17 protein-coding genes and 3 tRNA genes are annotated in these 20846 nt (G+C 62.9%); 15 read left to right on the forward strand and 5 right to left on the reverse strand.

The genetic code is table 11. The features are described from left to right. The first annotated feature begins 5 nt into the window (after window positions 1-5). The 6 genes from GCM43_RS20775 to kefC all read left to right on the forward strand — a co-directional run bounded on the left by GCM43_RS20775 (window position 6) and on the right by kefC (window position 6581). Window positions 6-1781 carry a M14 family metallopeptidase gene (locus tag GCM43_RS20775; protein WP_152247791.1) on the forward strand — a complete coding sequence of 592 codons (1776 nt, stop codon included), beginning with the start codon at window positions 6-8 and terminating at the stop codon, window positions 1779-1781. A gap of 92 nt (window positions 1782-1873) precedes the next feature. Beyond that, on the forward strand, window positions 1874-3034 hold the full coding sequence (locus GCM43_RS20780; protein WP_226929588.1) for an MGDG synthase family glycosyltransferase: 1161 nt from the start codon (window positions 1874-1876) through the stop codon (window positions 3032-3034). Then, window positions 3031-3513 (forward strand): hypothetical protein, encoded by a 483-nt coding sequence (locus tag GCM43_RS20785; protein WP_152247792.1) that lies wholly within the window; start codon window positions 3031-3033, stop codon window positions 3511-3513. Before GCM43_RS20780 ends, GCM43_RS20785 begins: the two co-directional genes overlap by 4 nt. Beyond that, window positions 3510-4091 (forward strand): dual specificity protein phosphatase family protein, encoded by a 582-nt coding sequence (locus GCM43_RS20790; protein ID WP_152247793.1) that lies wholly within the window; start codon window positions 3510-3512, stop codon window positions 4089-4091. Before GCM43_RS20785 ends, GCM43_RS20790 begins: the two co-directional genes overlap by 4 nt. Further along, a complete protein-coding gene (locus tag GCM43_RS20795; RefSeq protein WP_152247794.1) occupies window positions 4088-4669 on the forward strand; it encodes an SRPBCC family protein in 582 nt (193 codons plus the stop codon). The genes GCM43_RS20790 and GCM43_RS20795 overlap by 4 nt, the downstream gene beginning before the upstream one ends. 97 nt (window positions 4670-4766) lie before the next feature. Further along, window positions 4767-6581 (forward strand): glutathione-regulated potassium-efflux system protein KefC, encoded by a 1815-nt coding sequence (gene kefC / locus GCM43_RS20800; protein WP_152247795.1) that lies wholly within the window; start codon window positions 4767-4769, stop codon window positions 6579-6581. A gap of 66 nt (window positions 6582-6647) precedes the next feature. Here the strand turns inward: kefC and pepF are convergent, their stop codons facing one another. Further along, a complete protein-coding gene (gene pepF, locus GCM43_RS20805; RefSeq protein ID WP_152247796.1) occupies window positions 6648-8525 on the reverse strand; it encodes an oligoendopeptidase F in 1878 nt (625 codons plus the stop codon). Between the two features lie 137 nt (window positions 8526-8662). Then, on the reverse strand, window positions 8663-10003 hold the full coding sequence (locus GCM43_RS20810) for an amidohydrolase (protein WP_152247797.1): 1341 nt from the start codon (window positions 10001-10003) through the stop codon (window positions 8663-8665). A 179-nt stretch (window positions 10004-10182) separates the two neighbouring features. On the opposite strand from GCM43_RS20810, the gene GCM43_RS20815 reads away from it, so the two are divergent. Further along, on the forward strand, window positions 10183-11880 hold the full coding sequence (locus GCM43_RS20815) for a methyl-accepting chemotaxis protein (RefSeq protein WP_152247798.1): 1698 nt from the start codon (window positions 10183-10185) through the stop codon (window positions 11878-11880). A gap of 47 nt (window positions 11881-11927) precedes the next feature. Here the strand turns inward: GCM43_RS20815 and ttcA are convergent, their stop codons facing one another. The 3 genes from ttcA to GCM43_RS20830 are packed head-to-tail and all read right to left on the reverse strand — an operon-like array spanning window position 11928 to window position 14130. Next, window positions 11928-12890 (reverse strand): tRNA 2-thiocytidine(32) synthetase TtcA, encoded by a 963-nt coding sequence (gene ttcA / locus GCM43_RS20820; RefSeq protein ID WP_152247799.1) that lies wholly within the window; start codon window positions 12888-12890, stop codon window positions 11928-11930. After that, the gene (locus GCM43_RS20825; RefSeq protein ID WP_152247800.1) at window positions 12887-13285 is read right to left on the reverse strand and encodes a dihydroneopterin aldolase; all 399 of its coding nucleotides are present in this window, start codon (window positions 13283-13285) and stop codon (window positions 12887-12889) included. Before GCM43_RS20825 ends, ttcA begins: the two co-directional genes overlap by 4 nt. Before the next feature lie 56 nt (window positions 13286-13341). Further along, complete coding sequence (locus tag GCM43_RS20830) at window positions 13342-14130, reverse strand: SDR family oxidoreductase (protein WP_152247801.1); 789 nt, start codon at window positions 14128-14130, stop codon at window positions 13342-13344. Window positions 14131-14250: 120 nt separating this feature from the next. On the opposite strand from GCM43_RS20830, the gene GCM43_RS20835 reads away from it, so the two are divergent. The 8 genes from GCM43_RS20835 to GCM43_RS20870 all read left to right on the forward strand — a co-directional run. After that, complete coding sequence (locus tag GCM43_RS20835) at window positions 14251-15402, forward strand: class I SAM-dependent methyltransferase (RefSeq protein ID WP_152247802.1); 1152 nt, start codon at window positions 14251-14253, stop codon at window positions 15400-15402. Between the two features lie 135 nt (window positions 15403-15537). After that, window positions 15538-16599, forward strand: a complete 1062-nt coding sequence (locus tag GCM43_RS20840) for a J domain-containing protein (RefSeq protein ID WP_152247803.1) — start codon at window positions 15538-15540, stop codon at window positions 16597-16599. Between the two features lie 60 nt (window positions 16600-16659). Continuing rightward, the gene (locus GCM43_RS20845; RefSeq protein ID WP_152247804.1) at window positions 16660-18252 is read left to right on the forward strand and encodes a DUF3369 domain-containing protein; all 1593 of its coding nucleotides are present in this window, start codon (window positions 16660-16662) and stop codon (window positions 18250-18252) included. A gap of 27 nt (window positions 18253-18279) precedes the next feature. Continuing rightward, window positions 18280-19926 (forward strand): tetratricopeptide repeat-containing response regulator, encoded by a 1647-nt coding sequence (locus GCM43_RS20850; protein ID WP_152247819.1) that lies wholly within the window; start codon window positions 18280-18282, stop codon window positions 19924-19926. Window positions 19927-20159: 233 nt separating this feature from the next. Next, window positions 20160-20243, forward strand: a tRNA-Tyr gene (locus GCM43_RS20855). A gap of 56 nt (window positions 20244-20299) precedes the next feature. Then, window positions 20300-20373, forward strand: a tRNA-Gly gene (locus GCM43_RS20860). A gap of 42 nt (window positions 20374-20415) precedes the next feature. Next, window positions 20416-20490 (forward strand) — tRNA-Thr (locus tag GCM43_RS20865). Between the two features lie 85 nt (window positions 20491-20575). Further along, a partial coding sequence (locus tag GCM43_RS20870; RefSeq protein ID WP_264372665.1) for a GTP-binding protein occupies window positions 20576-20846 on the forward strand: 271 nt, incomplete at its 3' end.

Genomic DNA, 20846 nt, shown 5'->3' on the forward strand with positions numbered 1-20846 from the left:
GCCCGATGCCACGCCATACCCTGTTGTCCCTCGTGTTGTTGTCCCTGTTCGCTACCCAGGCGCAAGCTGCGGCGCCCTTGACCACCGTGTCGGAGCGCTCCGGCTTTGTACAGACGGGCCGCTACGCCGAAGTGGAAACGCTGTGCCGCCAGTTCCAGGCGCGCTATCCGAAGCAGGTGCGCTGTTTTGAATTTGGCCGCACGCCGGAGAACCGCCCGATGCTGGTGCTGGCCGTGTCGAATACGGGCGCTTTGACGCCTGAGGCGGTAAAGCAGCGCAAGCTGCCGGTGCTACTGGTGCAGGGCGGCATCCACGCCGGCGAGATCGACGGCAAGGACGCCGGTTTTCTGGCGTTGCGCCAGGTGCTCGACGGCCAGGCGGCCAAGGGCGCGCTCGACAAGCAGGTGCTGCTGTTCGTGCCGGTGTTTAATATCGACGGCCATGAGCGCTTCGGCCAGTGGAATCGCCCCAACCAGCGCGGCCCGGTGGAAATGGGCTGGCGCAGCACGGCGCAGAACTACAATCTGAACCGCGACTACATGAAGGCCGACGCGCCTGAAATGCAGCATATGCTGGCGCTGGTCAATGCCTGGGATCCGCTGGCCTATGTCGACCTGCACGTGACCGACGGCGCGCAGTTCGAGCCCGATATTTCGGTGCAGGTCGAACCCGTGCATGCGGGCGATGCCGCCCTGCGCGTGGCCGGCACGGCGCTGCGCGACAATGTGCTGGCCGACCTGGCCCGCCAGGGTTCGGACCCGAAACCGTTCTATAACTCGTTTGCGAAAGAAGACGACCCGCAATCGGGCTTTGTCGATTCGGCCCCCAATCCGCGTTTTTCGCATGGCTACTTCCTGCTGCGTAACCGCTTCGGCATGCTGGTCGAAACCCACTCGTGGAAAGACTATCCGACCCGCGTGCGCATTACCCGCAACACCATCGTCTCGCTGCTCGAACAGATGGCGCAGCATGGCCAGGCGTGGCAGCAAACGGCGCACGAGGCCGATGCACGCGCCAGCGCCCTGGCCGGCAGCGTGCTGCCGCTGACGTATAAAACCACCGCGCACAGTCGCATGATCGAGTTTCGTGGTTACGCCTATACGCGCACGCCGTCCGAGGTGTCGGGCGCCCTGATGACGCGCTACGATGAAAAAACGCCGCAACTTTGGACGGTGCCGCTGCGCGACGAGATCGTGCCCGATATCGAGATCGATGCACCGAAAGCCGGCTATATCGTGCCGGCTGCGCGCGCACAGATGGTGGCAGCCAAGTTGCGCCAGCATGGCGTGGCCTACCAGGTGCTGCCCGCTGCGATTGCCGCGCAGCCGGTGGAAACTTTCCGCGCCACCCAGGTGAAATTCGGTGCGCAGTCGTTCGAAGGACGCCAGACGGCCAGCGTGCAGGGCTCGTGGCAGCCGGAAACGCGCGCCGTTGGCGCCGGCGCCCTGTACGTGCCGGTAGCGCAGGCCAAGTCGCGCCTGGTGGTGGCGCTGTTCGAGCCGCTGGCGCCCGATTCGCTGCTGGCCTGGGGCAGTTTCAATACGGCGTTTGAGCGCAAGGAATACATGGAAGACTATGTGGCCGAAGACGTGGCGCGCGCCCAGATGGCCGCCGACCCGGCGCTGGCGCAGGCGTTCCAGGCGAAACTGGCCAGCGATCCCGAATTTGCCAAAAACCCCAAGGCACGGCTGGAATTTTTTGCGCGCCGCCACAGCTCGTGGGATGAGCGATTGAACCTGTATCCGGTCATGCGCGCCGATGTGGCGCCGCTGCAGAAATAAGCACGCGCGAACAAAAGCGCCCAATCGTGCAGTATGGTGAAAATGCTATGCTGGCGTCCTCCCCGTGACCGGGATGCCATGGATGCCAGCATATGACACTGCAAGTTGCCGCAGCACCGAAGAAAATTCTTGTATTGAGCGTATCGGCCGGCGCCGGCCATATGCGCGCCGCGCAGGCCATCGAGGCCTATGCGGCGCAGGCTGGCGGCGGCGGGGCCGTCGTGGCCAGCCACCTGGACGTGATGGATTTCGTCACGCCGGCCTTTCGCAAGCTGTACACCGATTTCTACATCAAGCTGGTCAACAAGGCGCCTGCGCTGTGGGGCTATCTGTACCAGGCAACCCACGCGGCACCGCAAAACAGCTCGATGCAGCGGCTGCGGCGCGCCGTCGAGCGGCTCAACACGCGCGCGCTGATGCAGCAGATCGCCGCCTTTCGCCCCGACGCCATTGTCTGCACCCATTTCCTGCCGGCCGAACTGCTGTCGCGCGCCTTGCGCCAGCAGCAGCTGGACTGCCCGGTCTGGGTGCAGGTGACCGATTTCGACCTGCACCGCATGTGGGTGCACGAGCATATGCGCGGCTACTTTGCCGCCACCGACGAAGTGGCGTTTCGCATGCGCCACGAAGGCATTGCGCCCGCGCAGATCCATGTGACCGGCATTCCCGTCATGCCGGTGTTTGCGCAGGCGCCCGAGCGCGCGCAGTGCGCCGCCCAGTTTGGCATCGATCCACAGCGCAAGACCATTTTGCTGATGGGCGGCGGCGCGGGCCTGGGCAGCCTTGACACGATAGCGGCGCGCCTGCTGGCGCTGGAGGCAGACTTCCAGCTGATCGTCCTGGCCGGCAAGAATGCGGCGGCGCTGGCGGCATTGGAGAAACTGGCCGGCCAGCATCCGGGACGCCTGCTGGCGCAGGGCTTTACCAACCAGGTCGAACGGCTGATGGCCTGCGCCGACCTGGTCATTACCAAGCCTGGTGGCCTCACGACCTCGGAGTGCCTGGCGCTGGGTCTGCCGATGATCGTCAATTCGCCGATACCGGGCCAGGAAGAGCGCAACGCCGACTATCTGCTCGAGCAGGGCGTGGCCCTGAAGGCGTTTGATGCGGTGACGCTGGAATACCGCGTACAGCATCTGCTGGCCCATCCCTCGCAGCTGGCCGACATGCGCGCCAGGGCGCTGGCACTGGGCCGGCCGCTTGCCGGCGCAGTGGTGGTCGAACAGGTGCTGGCCGAAGGAGCCGGCGCATGAGTGACGCGGCGGTCAAGCCGTGGCAGATCGCGCTGACGCTGGCCTGGGTGGCGCTGCTCGGACTGTTTTTCGCACAGGTGGAAATCCAGATCGAAGGGCCGGCCGGCTGGGCTGCCAATCTGCCCACCTGGCGCATCGAGCATCACTGGCTGCTCGACATTTTCTGGGGCGGGCGTCCGATGACCGGCTACCATGCCTGGGTGTTTCCGTTCATTGCGCTGTTTTTTCACTTTCCGATGCTGTTCATGGCGCAGTGGTCGGCGCGCCTCGAATGCCGCGCCGTCGGCTGCATCATGCTGTTCTGGATTATCGAAGACTATCTGTGGTTTGTCTTTAACTCCGCCTACGGCGTGGCCCGGTTCAATCCTGCCGATGTCGCCTGGCACAAGCACTGGCTGTGGTTTGCACCGACCGACTACTGGGTCTCGCTGCTGCTGGCCGGCGTGCTGCTATGGCTTTCCTACCGGAGAAAAGCATGAATTCCACCCTGTTTCCCCTGCTGGCCCTGTCGATGATGCTGGTGATCGAGCCGGTGCGCGCGCAAGCGGACGCGCCGTCCGGGCGCAATGCCGAATGGGCCACGCCGCTGCCGCACGTGTCGAACCTGCACCAGGTCACGCCCAGCCTGTACCGCAGCGCCATGCTCGATGCCGACGACGTGGCGCAGTTGCAAAAGCTGGGCGTGAAAACGGTGATCAGCCTGCGCTCGTTTCATGCCGATACCAAGGTGCTTGAAGGCAGCGGCATCCGCGCCGTACGCATTCCCATCAATACCTGGGCCATCCGCGACAGCCACGTGATCGAGGCGATGCGTACCATCCGCGCCGCCGAACAGCAAGGTCCGGTGCTGCTCCATTGCCTGCATGGCGCCGACCGCACCGGCATGATGACGGCCATGTACCGCATGCTGTACCAGGACTGGCCGCGCGAAAAAGCCCTCGATGAACTGAAGAACGGCGGCTACGGCTATCACGCCATCTGGAAAAATATCGAACGCTATCTGCAGCGCGTGGACGTGGAAGCGTTGCGCGCACGCATCGACAAGGAAACGCCATGAAAACCCGATTGCTTGCCCTGGCCGCCAGTTTGGCGCTCAGCGCCGCCGCCACTGCCACCGCTGCCGAGGTGCAGCTCACCGATCTCAGCAAACCCGGCGTGCCCGGCAAGACCTTTGCCGCCAGCACCAGCATGCCGGCCAGCGTGGCTACCTTGTGCGCCGCCATCCAGGACTACGCCAGCTATCCGCAGTTCATGCCCAATGTCGACAAGGTCAAGGTGGCGCCGGCCGGTGCGGGCGCTTCGCTGGTCGACATCACGCTCAAGCTGCCGATGGGTAAAACCAAGCAATACCGCTTGAAAATGACGCCGGCCGCCAGCGCCGGCAGTTGCCAGCTGCGCTGGAAGCTGGTGCCGACCGAAGGCTTGAGTCCTGACGAAACCATCGCCGACACCAGCGGCCTGTGGCAACTGGCGCCAGAGGCGTCGGACGCCAGCCAGACATCGATAAAGTACCAGGTCTATACCGATCCGGGACCGGTGCCGATGGGGTTTGGCTGGATAGTCGACAGCATGAGCCGCGACAGCATTCCCAAAATGTTCGAGGCGCTGCGCAAGCGGGTGGCCGCAGTGCACTAGCGCTGGAGCAGAGGAGCGGTGGCCGGACAGTATCCGGGCAGTGGTGCGCCACTTCAGGCATGATTGCGATTCCAGTCACGTTTTTCCGGAATTTCGCATGGAACACCACAGCTTTTTACTCAATATTCTTTTTTATCTGGTCGCCGCGATTGTCATGGTGCCGCTGGCCAAGCGGCTCGGCATGGGGGCCGTGCTGGGCTATCTGGTGGCCGGGGTGGTGATCGGCCCGTGGGGGCTGGGCCTGATCAAGAACGTCGAAGTGATTCTGAGTTTTTCCGAGTTCGGCGTGGTGCTGCTGATGTTCCTGATCGGCCTGGAGCTCGAACCGAAGCGTCTGTGGCTGCTGCGCCGGCCGATTTTTGGCTGGGGCGGGGCGCAGGTGGCGGTGGTCAGCGCCGGCCTGTGCGCGGTGGCAATAGCCTTTGGCGTCGACTGGAAGACGGCGCTGGTGGGTGCGCTGGGTCTGTCGCTGTCGTCAACGGCCATCGTGCTGGCCACGCTGGGCGAGCGCAAGTTGATGAGCACACCAGCCGGCTCGGCCGGTTTTTCCATTCTGCTGTTCCAGGATATCGCCGCCATCCCGATGATCGCGCTGGTGCCGCTGCTGGGCGGCCTGGCTACCCATAGCGGCGAGCCGGGCTGGTTGCGGGTGGTCAAGCTCGTTGCCGTGCTGGCCGCGCTGGTGATTGCCGGCCGCTTCCTGGTCAACCCGATCCTGCGCTTTATCGCCAGGACCGAGCTGCGTGAAATCTTTACCGGCTTTGCGCTGCTGCTGGTGATTGCCATTTGTGTGCTGATGGAATCGGTCGGCCTGTCGATGGCGCTGGGCACCTTTGTGGCCGGCGTGCTGCTGGCCGATTCCGAGTACCGTCATGAGCTGATCAGCGACCTGGAGCCGTTCAAGGGCCTGTTGCTGGGCCTGTTCTTTATGGCGGTCGGCATGTCGGTCGACTTTGGCGTGCTGCGCGCCCAGCCGCTGCTGATCCTGGCGCTGGTGGCCGGTCTGCTGGTGATCAAGATCGCGCTGCTGTATGGCTTGTCGAAACTGTTCGATATTCCACGCGGCCAGCAGCTGTTCTTTGCGCTGCTGCTGTCGCAGGGCGGCGAATTTGCCTTCGTGGTGTTTGCCACGGCGTTGTCTGCCCATGTATTTTCACCCGATACGGCGGCCCTGCTGGTGGTGGTGGTCACGGTGTCGATGGTGGCCACACCCTTGCTGCTGCTGTTGCACGACAAGCTGGTGGCGCCGCGCCTGCAAAGCGAGAAAAAACGCCGCCCCGATGACAAGATCGAATCGCAGGACAACCCGATCGTGATTGCCGGCTTCGGCCGCTTTGGCCAGATCATCGGCCGCCTGCTGGCGGCCAACAAGATCGGCGTGACGGTGCTTGACCACGATCCCGACCAGATCGACCTGCTGCGCAAGTTCGGCTTCAAGGTGTTTTATGGCGACGCCACCCGCGTCGACCTGCTGGTGGCGGCCGGGATTGAAAAGGCCAGGGCGCTGGTGATTGCTATCGACAATGTCGATGACAGCCTGGCGCTGGTCGATGCGGTGCGCCTGCGCCTGCCCGAGCTGACCATCCTGGCGCGTGCGCGCAACGTCACGCATTATTATGAATTGCTCAAGCGCGGCGTAACGCTGATCGAGCGCGAGACCTTTGCCGCCGCCCTGCTACTGGGCGAGCAGACCTTGCGCCAGGCCGGCTACAGCGAAGAGCGCGCCGCACGCGCGGCCGATATCTTCCGCACCCATAACCTCAAGACGCTGCTGGAAGTGGCGCCGCACTTCCAGGATCAGCAAAAAGTCATGTCGCTCACGCGCCAGGCACGCGAGGAACTGGAAGACATGTTCGAGGGGGATGCTGCGGCGTATGCCGCGGCGGAAAAGGAAAACGGTAGGTCGGATTAGGCGGGGCCGCCGAGGCCCCCCAAAAGGGGCCGTAATCCGACAACATTGTTGGCGTTAGCGGTGTTGTTATTTCCCGCGCTTGCTTTCGATCGCCTCGATCTGGTCCATGATGCTGTTCATGCGCGCCACCAGCGCCTGGTAGGGATGGGGCGTGGCCAGGTCGACACCGGCTGTTTTGACCAGTTCATACGGATCGCTGGAACCGCCGGCGCTGAGCATTTTCAGGTAGGCGTCCAGGGCGCCCGGCTGTTTGGCCAGGATGCGCTGCGCAAAGTCCTGCGCCGCTGCAATCGAGGTGGCGTACTGGAACACGTAGAAGCTGTTGTAGAAGTGCGGCACATACGCCCATTCCAGGCCATACACCGGATCGATCTTCATCACGCCCTGCGCTTCGCCATGGTAGCGCTTGAGGATGTCGGTATAGATGGCCGTCATCTGCGCGCCCGTCAGCGAGCCGCCCTGGTCGACCCTGGCGTGGATGGCCGCCTCGAACTCGGCAAACATGGCCTGGCGGAAGAAGGTGCCGCGCAGGCCTTCGAGTGCGGCGCCCAGGTACAGCAGGCGCTCGTCGTCATCTTTTGCCACGCTCAGGCGGTGTTCGAGCAGCAGCGCTTCATTGGTGGTTGAGGCAATTTCGGCCACAAAAATGCTGTACGGTGCGTAGATCGACGGCTGCGCCTTGTTGGCCAGCACCGAGTGCATCGCATGGCCCCATTCGTGCGCCAGCGTGCTGACCGCTTCGTAGTTGTCGGTGTAGTTGAGCAGCACGAACGGGTGCACGTCATAGGCGTCGCCGTTCATGTAGGCGCCAGCCGCCTTGCGCGGACGCGGATAGACATCCATCCAGCGCGCGCTGGCGGCACTGGTCAAGGCCTTGACGTAGTCGGGGCCCAGCGGCGTGACTGAGTCCAGCATCATCTGCCGGCCCTCGGCCAGCGGGAAGGTGCGCTCACTTTTCAGCAGCGGCGCATAGATGTCGTAGTACGCCAGGTCGGTCACGCCGAGCATGCGCGCGCGCAGCTTGAAGTAGCGGTGCAGGGTGGGCAGGCTGGCATTGGTCTGCGCGATCAGGGTCTGGTAGACCTTGGGCGGCAGATGGTCGGCGTCGAGCGCCGCGCTTTGCGAGTCGGGGTAGTGACGTACTTTGGCGTAGGCGGCATCGGTTTTCAGCTGGCCGTACAGAGTCTGGCCGAAGGTGCGCTCGTAGTCTTTCCATTTGCCGAAAAAGGCGTCGAACACCAGCTTGCGGTCGGCGCGGTTGTCGTCGCCGCGGTATTTGGTATAGGCCGCCTGGTCGAGCCGCACCTGCTGGCCGTTGGACAAGGTGACGGTCGGCCATGGCACTTCCGAATTGGCCAGCGTGCGGTACACGGCGGCAGCCGAGCCGGTGGCCAGTCCGAACTGCGCCACGATCTGTTCGCCGGTGGCGTCGAGCGTGTGCGGCCCATTGCGCAGGATATTGTTCAGGTGGTAGCGATACAACTGCAGGCCCTTGTCGCGCGCGAGCATGGCGTCGATGCGCTTGCTGCCCAGCGCCAGTATCTCGGGCTGGATGAACGTGGTGGCCTGGCTGAAGGCGTTGCCCAGCAGCGCGGCGCGCTGGCTCAGTTCATTGCCATGGCTGTCGCCGGTATCCTGGTCATAGGTCTGCGAGGCGTAAGTGTAGAGCCGGCTCAGGCGCTTGCGCGCATCGGCGTACAGGTCCAGGCAGCTTTTCAGGCTTGCTGGCGAAGCACCGAGCTTGCCCTTGCAGGCCGCCAGTTCCTTCAACTGCGCCGTCAGCTTGCCGGCATCCTGCTCGAAGGCGCTGTCGCTGGCGTACAGCGCGGTCAGATCCCAGCGGTCGGCCGGGTTGTCCTGCTGCGCTGGCGGCGTGGCGGCAAAGGCGGAAAAACTGAAGGCGAGGCTGAGCGCGAGCGCGGTCAGGACAGGACGTTTCTGCATGGTTGTTCCATTCACGTTGAAAGTAAAGGTACGCCAGGACGATGCGCGGCGCATGCACAGAGCTTACTGCAGCATGGCGCACAAGGAAAGAACCGGGTGTGCCGGCGCCTGGCCAGGCGCCGGCAGGCAGAATCAACTTACTTTTTCTTGCCCAGCAAATCGAGCAGGATCGCCGTTTCGGCTGTAATGGCAGCCTTGATGGTCGGCTGGTATTGCGGCGCCCATTGCGGCGAGTGCGGACCGGCCAGCGGCTTGCCGCTGGCCTTGGCCGCCGCCAGGCGTTCCGGTTCCACCGCGCCGATATGCAGCAAGACGGCCCTGGCGCCGGCCTGGCCGTAGTTGGCAAAGTCTTCCGAGGTCATCTTGGCCGGCATTTCGGTGACCTGCTCCTTGCCCATCGCCGCCTGCAGCGTGCCGACCATGCGCATGGTCAGTTCGGGGTCGTTGTAGACGGCGTCGGTGCCCGGGCGCACTTCGATCAGCGGCTCTTTTGGCGCGCCGGCGGCAAATGCTTCGCCTTTTACTTCACGTGCGATGCTGGCCAGCACGCGCTTGCGCACGGCGTCACGGAAGGTGCGCACGGTCAGCTGCATGGTGACCTGGTCAGGCACGATATTGGCCTGGGTGCCGCCATGGATGCTGCCCACCGTGATGACCACCGGGTCCATCGGGTTGTTTTCACGCGAGACCAGCGTCTGCAGCGCCAGCACGATGCGCGAAGCCATCACGACCGGATCGCGCGTGTCATGCGGGGCAGCGCCGTGGCCGCCCTGGCCGTACACGGTAATGGTGATGGTGTCGGCGGCCGCACGGAAATAGCCGGCGTGGTAGCCGACGGTGCCGGCCGGCAGCGTGGCCTCGTCGTGGAACGACAGGGCGTAGTCAGGCTTCGGGAAGCGTTCGAACAGGCCATCCTTGAGCATTGCCGCTGCACCCTGCAGTGGTTCCTCGGCTGGCTGGCCAACCAGCATCAGGGTACCGCTCCATTGCTGGCGGTTTTCGGCCATCAGCCTGGCCGTGCCGTACCAGGCCGACATATGGATGTCATGGCCGCAAGCGTGCATGACCGGCACGGTTTCGCCAGCCGCGTTTTTGGTGGTGGCGGTGCTGGCAAAGGGCAGGCCGGTCTTTTCCAGCACCGGCAGCGCATCGATCTCGGTGCGCAGCATGACCACCGGGCCAGGGCCGTTGCGCAGGATGGCCACCAGGCCGGTGCCGCCAACGCCGGTCGTCACATCGAAACCGAGCGCACGGGTTTTCTCGGCCAGTTTCCTGGCCGTTTCCACTTCCTGGAAGGCGATTTCAGGATGGCGGTGCAAATCGAGATACAGCTGCTCGACGGCCGGATAGTTTGCCTGCAGCTGGGCAGCAATCGCGGGGGGCAGTGCTGCGCCGTGGGCAGTGCCGGCGCTGGCCAGCAGGGCGGCAACGAGGATTTTTTTCGGGGAAAAACGAGGGGACTGCAGAGGCAATGTCATAGAGATCTTTGAGAAGCAGGCGGGTTGCTTGCTGGTAAGTAATTTTTTAACTTAACAGAAACATTTCTCAAAATCAATAAATCAGCTAAAAATATTTCAATAATGTAGGATATGCAATAAAATAGATGCCGCTAGGAATTAAAAATATCTTAAATGCACTAATTTAAAGAAAAGACACCATGGATTTTATTGCAAACATCAAGATCGGCAAGCGCCTGACGATCGGCTTCGTGCTGATACTGGCCATGACTGCCGTGATCGCCACGGTCGGCATCTGGCGCCTCAATGACGTGGCCGCGTCCACGCGCGCCATGATGGACGCGCCGCTGACCAAGGAACGCCTGATTACCGACTGGTACGGGCTGAACTTTGCCTCGATCCGCCGCACCGCCGCCATCGTCAAGAGCAGCGACCCGGCGCTCGGCCCCTACTTCAAGGAAGACTCGGCCGCTTCCGTGAAGAGGGCTGCCGAACTGCTCAAGCAGATCGAGCCTTTGATTGACGGCGACAGGGAAAAAGCCCTGTTTGCCAAAATCCTCGAGCAGCGCAAGACCTACAGCGCCACGCGCGACGGCGCCGTCAAGGCCAAGGCCGATGGCGATGTGGAAGGGGCGGCGAAAATTCTCGATACCGGTTTTACGCCGGCCGCCAAGCTCTACCAGGACTTGTTGCAGGAACTGGTGACCATGCAGCGCGAAAGCATCGACGCGACCGCGCGCCAGATCGATGCATCGGCGCAGAAAGACACCACCGTGATTGCGCTGCTGACGCTGTTTGCGGTGGCCTTTGGGCTGCTGTGCTCGTGGTGGCTGACCAGCGGCATCACGCGTCCGTTGCGCCAGGCGCTGGCGCTGGCTGAGACGGTGGCCGCAGGCGACCTGACGCAAACCATGGTATCGCGCAGCACTGATGAAACCGGCGCGTTGCTGACGGCGCTGGGCAATATGAACAACAGCCTGGTGGGCATCGTCAGCCAGGTGCGCAGCGGCACCGACAGCATTGCCACGGCGTCGTCGGAAATTGCTGCGGGCAACCTCGACCTGTCTTCGCGCACCGAGCAGCAGGCCGGCTCGCTGGAAGAAACCGCCTCGTCGATGGAAGAGCTGACCAGTACCGTCAAGCAGAATGCCGACAATGCGCGCCAGGCCAACCAGCTGGCCATTACGGCAGCCGATATCGCCAGCCGTGGCGGCGCCGTGGTGGCGCAAGTGGTGGAAACCATGGGCTCGATCAACGCCTCGTCGCGCAAGATTGTCGACATTATCAGCGTGATCGACGGGATTGCCTTCCAGACCAATATCCTGGCCCTGAATGCGGCGGTCGAAGCGGCGCGTGCTGGCGAGCAGGGCCGTGGCTTTGCGGTGGTGGCCGGTGAAGTGCGCAGCCTGGCGCAGCGCTCGGCAGCGGCGGCCAAGGAGATCAAGGGACTGATCGACGACTCGGTCGGCAAGGTCGATATCGGCGCAAAACTGGTCGACCAGGCCGGTACCACGATGGACGAAGTGGTGGCCAGCGTGCGCCGCGTCACCGACATCATCGGCGAGATTTCCAGCGCCAGCACCGAGCAGACGCACGGTATCGAGCAGGTCAACCAGGCCATTACGCAGATGGATCAGGTGACCCAGCAAAATGCGGCGCTGGTGGAAGAAGCGGCGGCGGCCGCAGGTTCGCTGCAGGAGCAGGCCAACGGCCTGGCGCAGGTGGTGAGCGTATTCAAGCTGCGCGATGAGGCGGTGGCGGTACGCCGTGCTCAGGCAGCACCGGCGGCGCCCAAGGCTGCTGCGCGCGCAGTAGCGGCACCGGGGCGTGTCAAGGCGCCGGCAAAGAAGCTGGCGTCAGCCAAGGCACCGGTCAGTGACGACTGGGAAGAGTTTTAAGCGGGGAAATGTGCAGCGCCGACCCCGGGCCGGCGCTGCAGACAATACTACAAAGACTGCAGCGTGATGGTTGCGCCGAAGGGCGTTGGCGTGGCGCACGGCTCTTCGTCAAACGCAATATCGCCCATCGGGTTGGGCACGCCGTCGGTTTTCAGGTCGGTAAAGCCGAACAGCTTGGGGTCCATCAGGTGCGACGGCGCCACATTGGCCAGCGACGAAAAAATGCTTTCCACGCGGCCCGGGAATTTCTTGTCCCAGTCGCGCATCATGGCCTTGATCTGCTTGCGCTGCAGGTTTTCCTGCGAACCGCACAGGTCGCATGGAATGATCGGGAAGTTCTTGACCTCGGCATAGCGCTCGGTATCTTCTTCCTTCACATAGGCCAGCGGGCGGATCACCATATGCTTGCCATCGTCCGACACCAGCTTGGCCGGCATGCCTTTGAGTTTGCCGCCAAAGAACATATTAAGGAAGAACGTTTCCAGGATATCGTCGCGGTGGTGGCCCAGCGCGATCTTGGTCGCGCCCAGTTCGTCGGCCACGCGGTACAGGATGCCGCGGCGCAGGCGCGAGCACAGCGAGCAGGTGGTCTTGCCTTCCGGGATCAGGCGCTTGACGATGCTGTAGGTATCCTGGTTTTCAATATGGAAAGCCACGCCCAGTTCGGTCAAATAGGCCGGCAGGATTTCCGGCGGGAAGTTCGGTTGCTTCTGGTCGAGGTTGACGGCCACGATATCGAAGTGGATCGGCGCGCGCTCGCGCAGCGTCAGCAGGATATCGAGCAGCGCGTAGCTGTCCTTGCCGCCGGACAGGCAGACCATTACCTTGTCGCCTTCCTCGATCATATTGAAGTCGCCGATGGCCTGGCCCACCAGGCGGCACAGGCGCTTGTGCAGCTTGTTGTTTTCCAGTGCGATCTTTTCAGCTTTCTTGCGCGACAGTTGCTGCGCCTCGGCATTGGCCGGAATGGCTACCGCGCCTTCGGCGCTGTGGTCGATAACTGCGTTCATGCTTCTTCCTTGATCTTGAATACTTCCACGCCGACGCCTTCGCAGTCGGGATAGACATCGGGTTTCATCGACGACACACGCGCGGCGCGCACGCGCGGATGGGCCAGCATCGCTGCCAGCACATCGTCGACCAGTGTTTCCTGCAGCTGCACATGGCCTTGCGCCATGCGCTTGGCGATGGTGTCGCGCATGAAGTCGTAATCCACCACTTCATCGAGCTGGTCGTCCTGCGGCGTCGACAGCGCCAGCGGGATATACAGGTCGACATTGAGCAGCACGCGCTGCTCGCCTTTTTTCTCGAAATCGTAGACGCCGATATTGATCAGCACTTCGTAATTGCGCAGGAACAGCCGGCGGCAGTCGAGCAGGCGTGGGTGGAACAGGGCGGACGACATAGTTTGACCTTTTCGTGATGCGGTAGTGATACTTCAATGAGGTGCTGCAGGACTGATTATTTGGTGAGGAACATGACATCGCGCGGCAAGCCGATCAGATGCTGGCCGCCGTCGACCAGCAAGGTGGTGCCGGTCAGGGCGCGCGCGCGGGCCACGTAGCAGACGCAGTCGGCCACATCGTCCGGCGTGCTGGAGCGACCGAGCGGCGTATTTTCGTGCGCCTTGGCAAAGTTCGCTTCTGTCTGGTCGCCCGAGACCATGGTAATGCCCGGTGCTACGCCGACGACGCGTACTTTCGGCGCCAGCGCCTGGGCCAGCATGGTGGTGGCCGACAGCAGCGCCGCCTTGGACAGCGTGTACGACAAAAAATCAGGATTGAGATTGTACAGTTTTTGGTCGAGCAAGTTGACTACCACCGCCTGTTCGCCGGCCGGCGTAGCGTGATACAGCGCCTGCGCCAGCAGCACGGGCGCAGCCAGGTTGGCGTGCATGTGGGCGTCGAGTGCGGTAAAGGAAAAACTGCCGGCGTTGTCGTATTCAAACAACGAAGCGTTGTTGACCACGCAACTGACGCGGCCCAGCTGCGTCACCGCCTGCGGCAGCAATTCGCGCACCGCGCCCTCCTGCGCCAGGTCGCAATGCAGCGCGCAGGCGCGCCGGCCCAGCGCACGGATTTCTTCGACCAGGCTATGCGCCTCTTGCGCCGAATCGCGATAATGGACGGCGATGTCCCAGCCGTCGCGCGCCAGGCCCAGCGCAATGGCACGGCCGAGGCGGCGCGCGGCGCCGGTAACGAGGGCCACGCGGGCAGGCTGTTCGTGAGAAACGTTGCTGCTTTGATTCATGATTTGTTTTTCATTCGGTAAAGAGTCGCGCCAGCGGCGGGGTGGTCAAAAGCCGGGTTAAAAGCCGGGTCAAAAGCTGATTATTGGCGGCAGGCGACGCCGATTCGCTACAATGCAGGCATGTCACTACCCGCACCCGATCCTGACGCGCTGGCCGCGTCCCATGCCTTGCAGCACCAGATTGCCGCTGAAATCGCGCGCAATGACGGCGCCATTCCCTTTGCCCGCTTTATGGAGCTGGCGCTGTATGCGCCTGACCTCGGCTATTACAGCGGCGGCGCCGCCAAGCTGGGCAAGGATGGCGATTTCACCACCGCACCGGAAATTTCACCGTTGTTCGGCGCCACGCTGGCCCATGTGGCAGCCGCTATTATGGCGCAAACGGCGCCGCGTATCCTCGAATTTGGCGCCGGTACCGGCAAGCTGGCCTTCGATATATTGAGCGAGGCGGCCAGCGCCGGCATCCCTGTCGAGCAGTATGCAATCGTTGAATTGTCGGGCGAACTGCGCGCGCGCCAGGAGCTGGCGCTGGCCGCTTTTCCGCAGGTGGTGTGGCTCGACGGCTTTCCCGACGCCTTTGAAGGCGCCGTGCTGGGCAATGAAGTGCTCGACGCCATGCCGGTGTGCCTGATCAGCAAGACGCCGGACGGCTGGTGCGAGCTCGACGTCAGCATAGCCGACGGCCGCTTCGTGTATGTCGAGCGCCCGGCCAGTGCCGGGACGCTGGCACAGATCGCCGCCCAGGTACCCGACGCGGACGACTTGCCGGTCGGCTATGTCAGCGAGATCCACGGTGTGGCCAGTGGCTTCATGCGTTCGCTGGCGCGCATGCTCACGCAAGGCAAGGGCGGCGCTGCCGTATTGCTCGACTATGGTTTTCCCGGCCATGAGTACTACCTGGGCCAGCGCGCTACCGGCACCCTGATGTGCCACTACCGCCACCATGCGCACGCCGATCCGTTTTACCTGCCGGGCCTGCAGGACATTACCGCCCATGTTGACTTCACGGCGATGGCGCTGGCCGCGCAGGAAGCGGGACTCGATGTGCTGGCCTACATGAGCCAGGCTTCTTTCCTGCTGGGAGCCGGTATCGGCGAGCTGCTGCTGCGCATCGACCCGGAGCAGGTACGCACCTACCTGCCGCAGGCCAGCGCCGTGCAGAAGCTGGTCTCGCCGGCCGAGATGGGCGAATTGTTCAAGGTGCTGGTGGTCGGCCACCAGGTCGAACTGCCCGAAGCGCTGCTGGCTGCTGACCGCAGCCATCGCCTGTGATCGCGTGCGTGAACGCGGTCGGCATTTTCACTGCAAGCCATGGTTATTATCTTGTCATATCGTATATGATGACCGATAGAGCATGGTTCCAGCATGCAAGAACCCGTCGCGGCGCACGGATTTCAAGATAAAACGATGGGAAAGATACATACACACTATGACAACCTGAAGGTGGCGCGCCTGGCGCCGCAGGAAGTCATACGTGCCGCCTACAAGGCCCTGAGCCAGAAGTATCATCCCGACAAGAATCCCGGCGACGAAAAGGCGGCCCGCATCATGGCCATCCTCAACAGTGCCTACGGCACGCTGTCGGACCCGCAGCGCCGGCGCGAACATGACGAATGGATCGCCGCAGAAGAGTGGGAAATCGAATGGCTGGAAAGCACCCAGCACGAAGACAAGGATTCCCGGCACAAGGATGGCAAGCCGAAAGATGGCCGCCAGCAGGGCGGCGCACACGAGCATGCGTGGGCGCAGGATGTGCCCAAACCGGCCGCGCGCCGCCGCAGCGTGCCGCTGTGGCGCAGCTGGATATGGTGGCTGAGCCTGCTCTTTTGCCTGTTGCTGGGCTGGCTGGGCGCCTGGCTGCTGCAAGGCAGCAGCTCGTCCGTGCCGGCTGCGCTGGAGTCGGCCTGGAGCGGCCTGGCGCGCGACGGCGCCACAGCCGGCCATAACGCCGCGCCATCGAAGAGCGAACCGGTAGCTGTCGATAGCTGGGCCGTGGGCAAGCCCTATGCTGCCGAACCATCGCCAGCCAAGTTGGACGTCAAGGTGCTGGCCGTATCGCAGCTGCAGCTCAAGGCCAGCAGCGCGCCGTGTGAAAACAGCAGCCAGTCGCTGCTGGCGCCGAATGGCGAAGCGTGGCCGGTGCAGTCCGGTTATGTGGAAGGTTTCCCGGTCAGTAACAAGGGCAGCGACATGGCCATTACGCTCGACAACAGCGCCAACGCCACGCCGGTGTTTGTGCGGCTGTACGACCTGGAACGGCGCGCCAACGTGCGCTATGTATATGTGCTGGCGCATGACAAGCTGACGGTGGAGCAACTGGGCATGGGTAAATACGAAGTGCGCTATCAATCCATCGAGCCTGGCAGCGAAAGCTGCGGCAGCAAGAATACCGGCAGCCTCGAGGCCGCGCCGGGCGGTGCGCCGGCCAGTGAGGGCAGTACGCAGAATCCTGTTGTAAGCAACATCTAATCTGATTATCCTTGATACGGGTCAAGCAGTGTCCAATAGAATCTATTCCGAGGAGTATCCATGACCGACCTCACAGCCGACGCAGACGATAACTGGCTGCTCGACGAGGATGAGCCCGTGGCAGCCCCGACCGGACAGGCTGCGCCAGACCAGCGCCTGTGGCGCGTGCTGATTGTCGATGATGATGTCGATGTGCATGCAGTCACGCGCCTGGCGCTGCGCAATGTCAGCTTCAAGGGGCGCGAGCTGGAACTGTTTTCCGCCTATAGCGGACGCGAAGCCTATGAAATCTTGCGCACCACGCCCGACATCGCGCTGGTGCTGCTCGATGTGGTGATGGAAACCGATGACGCCGGGCTGATCCTGGCGCGCCGTATCCGCGAAGAACTGGGCAACGCCATCGTGCGTGTGGTGCTGCGCACCGGCCAACCGGGCCAGGCGCCCGAGCAGCGCGTGATCATCGAATACGATATCAACGACTACAAGGCCAAGACCGAGCTGACCACGCAAAAGCTGTTTACCACGGTTATTTCCGCCTTGCGCGCCTATGAAAGCCTGATGATGCTCGAACGCAGCCGCATCGGGCTGGGCAAGATCCTGGCCGGCGCCACCAATCTGTATCAGATCCAGTCGCTGCGCGAATTTGCCTCCGGCGTGCTGAACCAGGTCAGCGCGATTCTCGACGTGGGCGCCGATGGCGTGCTGTGCCTGATGCAGGGCGGCGCCGGCCAGCCGCAGGTGGTGGCCGCCACCGGCAGCTACGCGGCGCTGGCCGACTCTGAAGCCTTGCCGCCCGGGCATGCTTTGAGGGCCGCCATCGACAAGGCGTTTGCCGAAAAGCGCAGCCAGTTCGAGCATCCGGCCAATGTGCTGTTCATCCATACCGAAAGCAAGCGCGAGCTGGCCATTTCCGTTACGCCGCCGTGGCCGCTGGCGCCGATCCAGCGCGATCTGCTGGAAGTGTTTTGCGAACGCATCGCCGCCGCCTTTGACAACCTGTATATGTTCGGCCAGCTGCGCAAGGCGCAGGAAGCCACCGTGGTGGCGCTGGCCGACCTGGCCGAGTTCCGCGACAGCGCCACCGGCGGCCATGTGCAGCGCGTGCGCGAACTGACCGACGCGATTGCGCGCCGCCTGCACGAGCGCGGCGTGTACACCGATGAATTGACGCAGCAGCTGCTCGACATGATTGGCCTGGCCAGCATCCTGCACGATGTGGGCAAGGTGGCCACCCCGGACGCCATTTTGCTCAAGCCGGGCCGCCATACCGATGAAGAACGGGTGCAGATGCAGCTGCATGCCGGGGTTGGGCGCAGCATCCTCGAGCGTGCCGCCAATATGGTCGACGGCGTCAGCTACCTGACCTATGGCGCGCAGATAGCGGGCGGCCACCACGAGCATTTCGACGGCGCCGGCTATCCGAACGGCCTCAAGGGGCGCGAGATACCGATTGCCGCGCGCATCGTGGCGGTGGTCGACGTGTTCGATGCATTGTTACATGAGCGGCCATACAAGGAGCCGTGGCCGTTCCCGCAGGTGCGCGACTATATCGCGCAGCGCAGCGGCAGCCAGTTCGATCCGGAAGTGGTGGCGGCGCTGATGGATCTGATCGACCATGTGCCGTTGCTGTGGCAGCCCCAGCCTGGCGCCTGAGACGGCGCTGCATCTGACGTGTACGCGATGAAAGAATTCAAGGGCCTGTCGGCCCTGATTATCGAACCGCATGCCGGCATGCGTTCGAACCTGCAGACCATGCTCAATCTGTGTGGCCTGGCCAGGATCGACAACGCCAGCAGTTCCGGCCATGCCATCCGCATGCTGGGCAACCGGGCCTATGACCTGATCCTGTGCGAGTACGACCTCGAAGGCGGCCAGGACGGCCAGCAATTGCTGGAGGACCTGCGGCACCACAAGCTGATCCATGCCTCGACCATGTTTTTCATGGTCACCAGCGAAGGCAGCTTTGGCAAGGTGGTCAGCGCCGTCGAGCTGCTGCCGACCGACTATATCCTCAAGCCCTTTACGGCCGAGCGCATGCTCGAGCGTCTCGGCCGTGCGCTGGAAAAGCGCAATGCCTTCATGCCGGTGCATGAGCTGATCGACATGGGCAACGAGCACGCCGCGATTGCCGCCTGCGGCGAAGGCGCCAGCCTGTATCCGCGCTACGCCACCGATTTCCTGCGCCTGCGCGCCGAACTGCACCTGCTGCTGGGCGAGGCGGCCGAGGCCGAACCGATCTATGCCTCGCTGTACGAGTCCAAAGCGCTGGGCTGGGCCCGCCTGGGACTGGCCAAGGCGTTGTTCCAGCGCGGCGACTATCCTGCCGCCCAGCAGATGCTGGAAGGCCTGCTGGAAGAAAACAAGCGCTTTCTCGACGCCTATGACTGGCTGGCGCGCACGCATCAGGCGCAGGGCGGCACCAAGGCGGCCCAGGCTGCGCTGAGCGAAGCGGTGGCCCTGTCGCCGCATGCGGTACGGCGCCTGCGCCGGCTGGGCGAAGCGGCGCTGGCCGCCGACGATATCGAGATGGCGGAAAAAGCCATGAAGCTGGTGGTGGGCAAGGCCAGGTATTCCGAGTTCCGTGATCCGGAAGACCATGTGCGGCTGGTGCAGACGCTGGTGCGCAAGGGTGACCCGCTGCAGGCCGGCGCCGTGATCCGTGAGCTCGACCGCACCATGGGCGGCCAGAAAAACACCGAACTGTGCAGCGCCTTGTGCGGCGTGATGCTGCATGGCCATACCGGCAACCAGGTACGGCTGCAGGAGTCGCTCGATGCGGCGCTGATGGCCAACCGCCACAGCGTGGGCGGCTCGAACGCCCTGAAGACGGAGCTGGCGCGCCAGTGCCTGGCGCACGGGCGCGAGGAGGGCGCCGCCGAAGTCATGCGCGAAGTCATGCGCAATGCGCCCGACAGCGCCGCCATGACGCGCGCGATGGCCGTGTTCGAGCAGGCCGGGCGCGACGAGCTGGCCAAGGCGCTGGCGCGGCAAAGCCGCCAGGAAGTGGCCGAGATGGTCGCTGCCGGCGCCACGCGTGCGCGCGATGGCGACTATCGCGGTGCGGTAGAACTGATGAGCGAAGCGGTCGGGCGCCTGCCCGACAATCCGCAGGTGGTATTCAATGCCGCCGTGGCGGTCTTGAAATGCCTGGAGCACGAAGGCTGGGACGAGCGCCTCAGCCAGCAGGTGCTGCAGCATATCGCTGGCGTGCGCAGGCTCGATCCGGGCAACCCGAAATTGCCGGTGCTGTCCGGACTGCACCAGCAGTTATTGCGTAAATACAAGCCTGACGCCGTGGCCTGGCTCAATCCACCAGCAGCCGTTTAGCAGCCGGTTTGCAGCCTGGCGCGACACAGCCATGCGCCTTGCAAGGGGTGCTTGAGCAGCGAATGCAAAAAAATACGAAAATTGTTCACCATCGCTTGCACTTTCTTAAAACGGGGGCTTATAATCACGCCCCGAAGCAGCCAACTTCTTCTTTATAAGTAAATGCAGCAGTAAGGCAGGTATAAATAAGGTTGACGGTTGTGAATAAATGCTTCATAATCTGCGTTTCCCGCGGAGGGGTGGCCGAGTGGTTAAAGGCGACAGACTGTAAATCTGTTCTTTCGAGTACGCTGGTTCGAATCCAGCCCCCTCCACCAAGTTTTTGCAAGAAGACTGGGTCGCGGCAAGTGAAGATAAAAGTGAACGATACCTCGCGGGTGTAGCTCAATGGTAGAGCAGAAGCCTTCCAAGCTTACGACGAGGGTTCGATTCCCTTCACCCGCTCCAGTTTCCGTTCAGATGCAGTCGCATCGCATGCATCAAATTAAAGCCCTTGTAGCTCAGTGGTAGAGCACTCCCTTGGTAAGGGAGAGGCCACGTGTTCAATCCACGTCAAGGGCACCAGAATTCGTAGCAAGCAACATCAGTAATTCAAACAGACCGTCGGGCGCGTGCCTGAGCAATCTAATCAAATCATTAGGAGTTCAAAATGGCAAAAGGTAAATTCGAACGGACCAAGCCGCACGTCAACGTCGGCACCATCGGCCACGTCGACCACGGTAAAACCACGCTGACCGCTGCAATCGCAACGGTACTGTCGAAGAAATTCGGCGGCGAAGCCAAAGCATACGACCAGATCGATGCTGCTCCAGAAGAAAAAGCACGCGGTATTACCATTAACACCGCTCACGTTGAGTACGAAACGGCTTCGCGCCACTACGCTCACGTTGACTGCCCAGGCCACGCCGACTACATCAAAA

The organism is Janthinobacterium aquaticum, assembly GCF_009208565.1.
GTDB lineage: Bacteria > Pseudomonadota > Gammaproteobacteria > Burkholderiales > Burkholderiaceae_D > Janthinobacterium.

Excerpts from the sequence above, each read along its gene's own strand:
- kefC (WP_152247795.1), top strand. The coding sequence starts at position 4,767 with ATGGAACACCACAGCTTTTTACTCAATATTCTTTTTTATCTGGTCGCC.
- GCM43_RS20790 (WP_152247793.1), top strand. The coding sequence starts at position 3,510 with ATGAATTCCACCCTGTTTCCCCTGCTGGCCCTGTCGATGATGCTGGTG.
- GCM43_RS20815 (WP_152247798.1), top strand. The coding sequence starts at position 10,183 with ATGGATTTTATTGCAAACATCAAGATCGGCAAGCGCCTGACGATCGGC.
- GCM43_RS20775 (WP_152247791.1), top strand. The coding sequence starts at position 6 with ATGCCACGCCATACCCTGTTGTCCCTCGTGTTGTTGTCCCTGTTCGCT.
- GCM43_RS20845 (WP_152247804.1), top strand. The coding sequence starts at position 16,660 with ATGACCGACCTCACAGCCGACGCAGACGATAACTGGCTGCTCGACGAG.
- pepF (WP_152247796.1), bottom strand. The coding sequence starts at position 8,525 with ATGCAGAAACGTCCTGTCCTGACCGCGCTCGCGCTCAGCCTCGCCTTC.
- GCM43_RS20780 (WP_226929588.1), top strand. The coding sequence starts at position 1,874 with ATGACACTGCAAGTTGCCGCAGCACCGAAGAAAATTCTTGTATTGAGC.
- GCM43_RS20825 (WP_152247800.1), bottom strand. The coding sequence starts at position 13,285 with ATGTCGTCCGCCCTGTTCCACCCACGCCTGCTCGACTGCCGCCGGCTG.
- GCM43_RS20830 (WP_152247801.1), bottom strand. The coding sequence starts at position 14,130 with ATGAATCAAAGCAGCAACGTTTCTCACGAACAGCCTGCCCGCGTGGCC.
- GCM43_RS20850 (WP_152247819.1), top strand. The coding sequence starts at position 18,280 with ATGAAAGAATTCAAGGGCCTGTCGGCCCTGATTATCGAACCGCATGCC.
- ttcA (WP_152247799.1), bottom strand. The coding sequence starts at position 12,890 with ATGAACGCAGTTATCGACCACAGCGCCGAAGGCGCGGTAGCCATTCCG.
- GCM43_RS20785 (WP_152247792.1), top strand. The coding sequence starts at position 3,031 with ATGAGTGACGCGGCGGTCAAGCCGTGGCAGATCGCGCTGACGCTGGCC.
- GCM43_RS20810 (WP_152247797.1), bottom strand. The coding sequence starts at position 10,003 with ATGACATTGCCTCTGCAGTCCCCTCGTTTTTCCCCGAAAAAAATCCTC.
- GCM43_RS20835 (WP_152247802.1), top strand. The coding sequence starts at position 14,251 with ATGTCACTACCCGCACCCGATCCTGACGCGCTGGCCGCGTCCCATGCC.
- GCM43_RS20795 (WP_152247794.1), top strand. The coding sequence starts at position 4,088 with ATGAAAACCCGATTGCTTGCCCTGGCCGCCAGTTTGGCGCTCAGCGCC.
- GCM43_RS20840 (WP_152247803.1), top strand. The coding sequence starts at position 15,538 with ATGGGAAAGATACATACACACTATGACAACCTGAAGGTGGCGCGCCTG.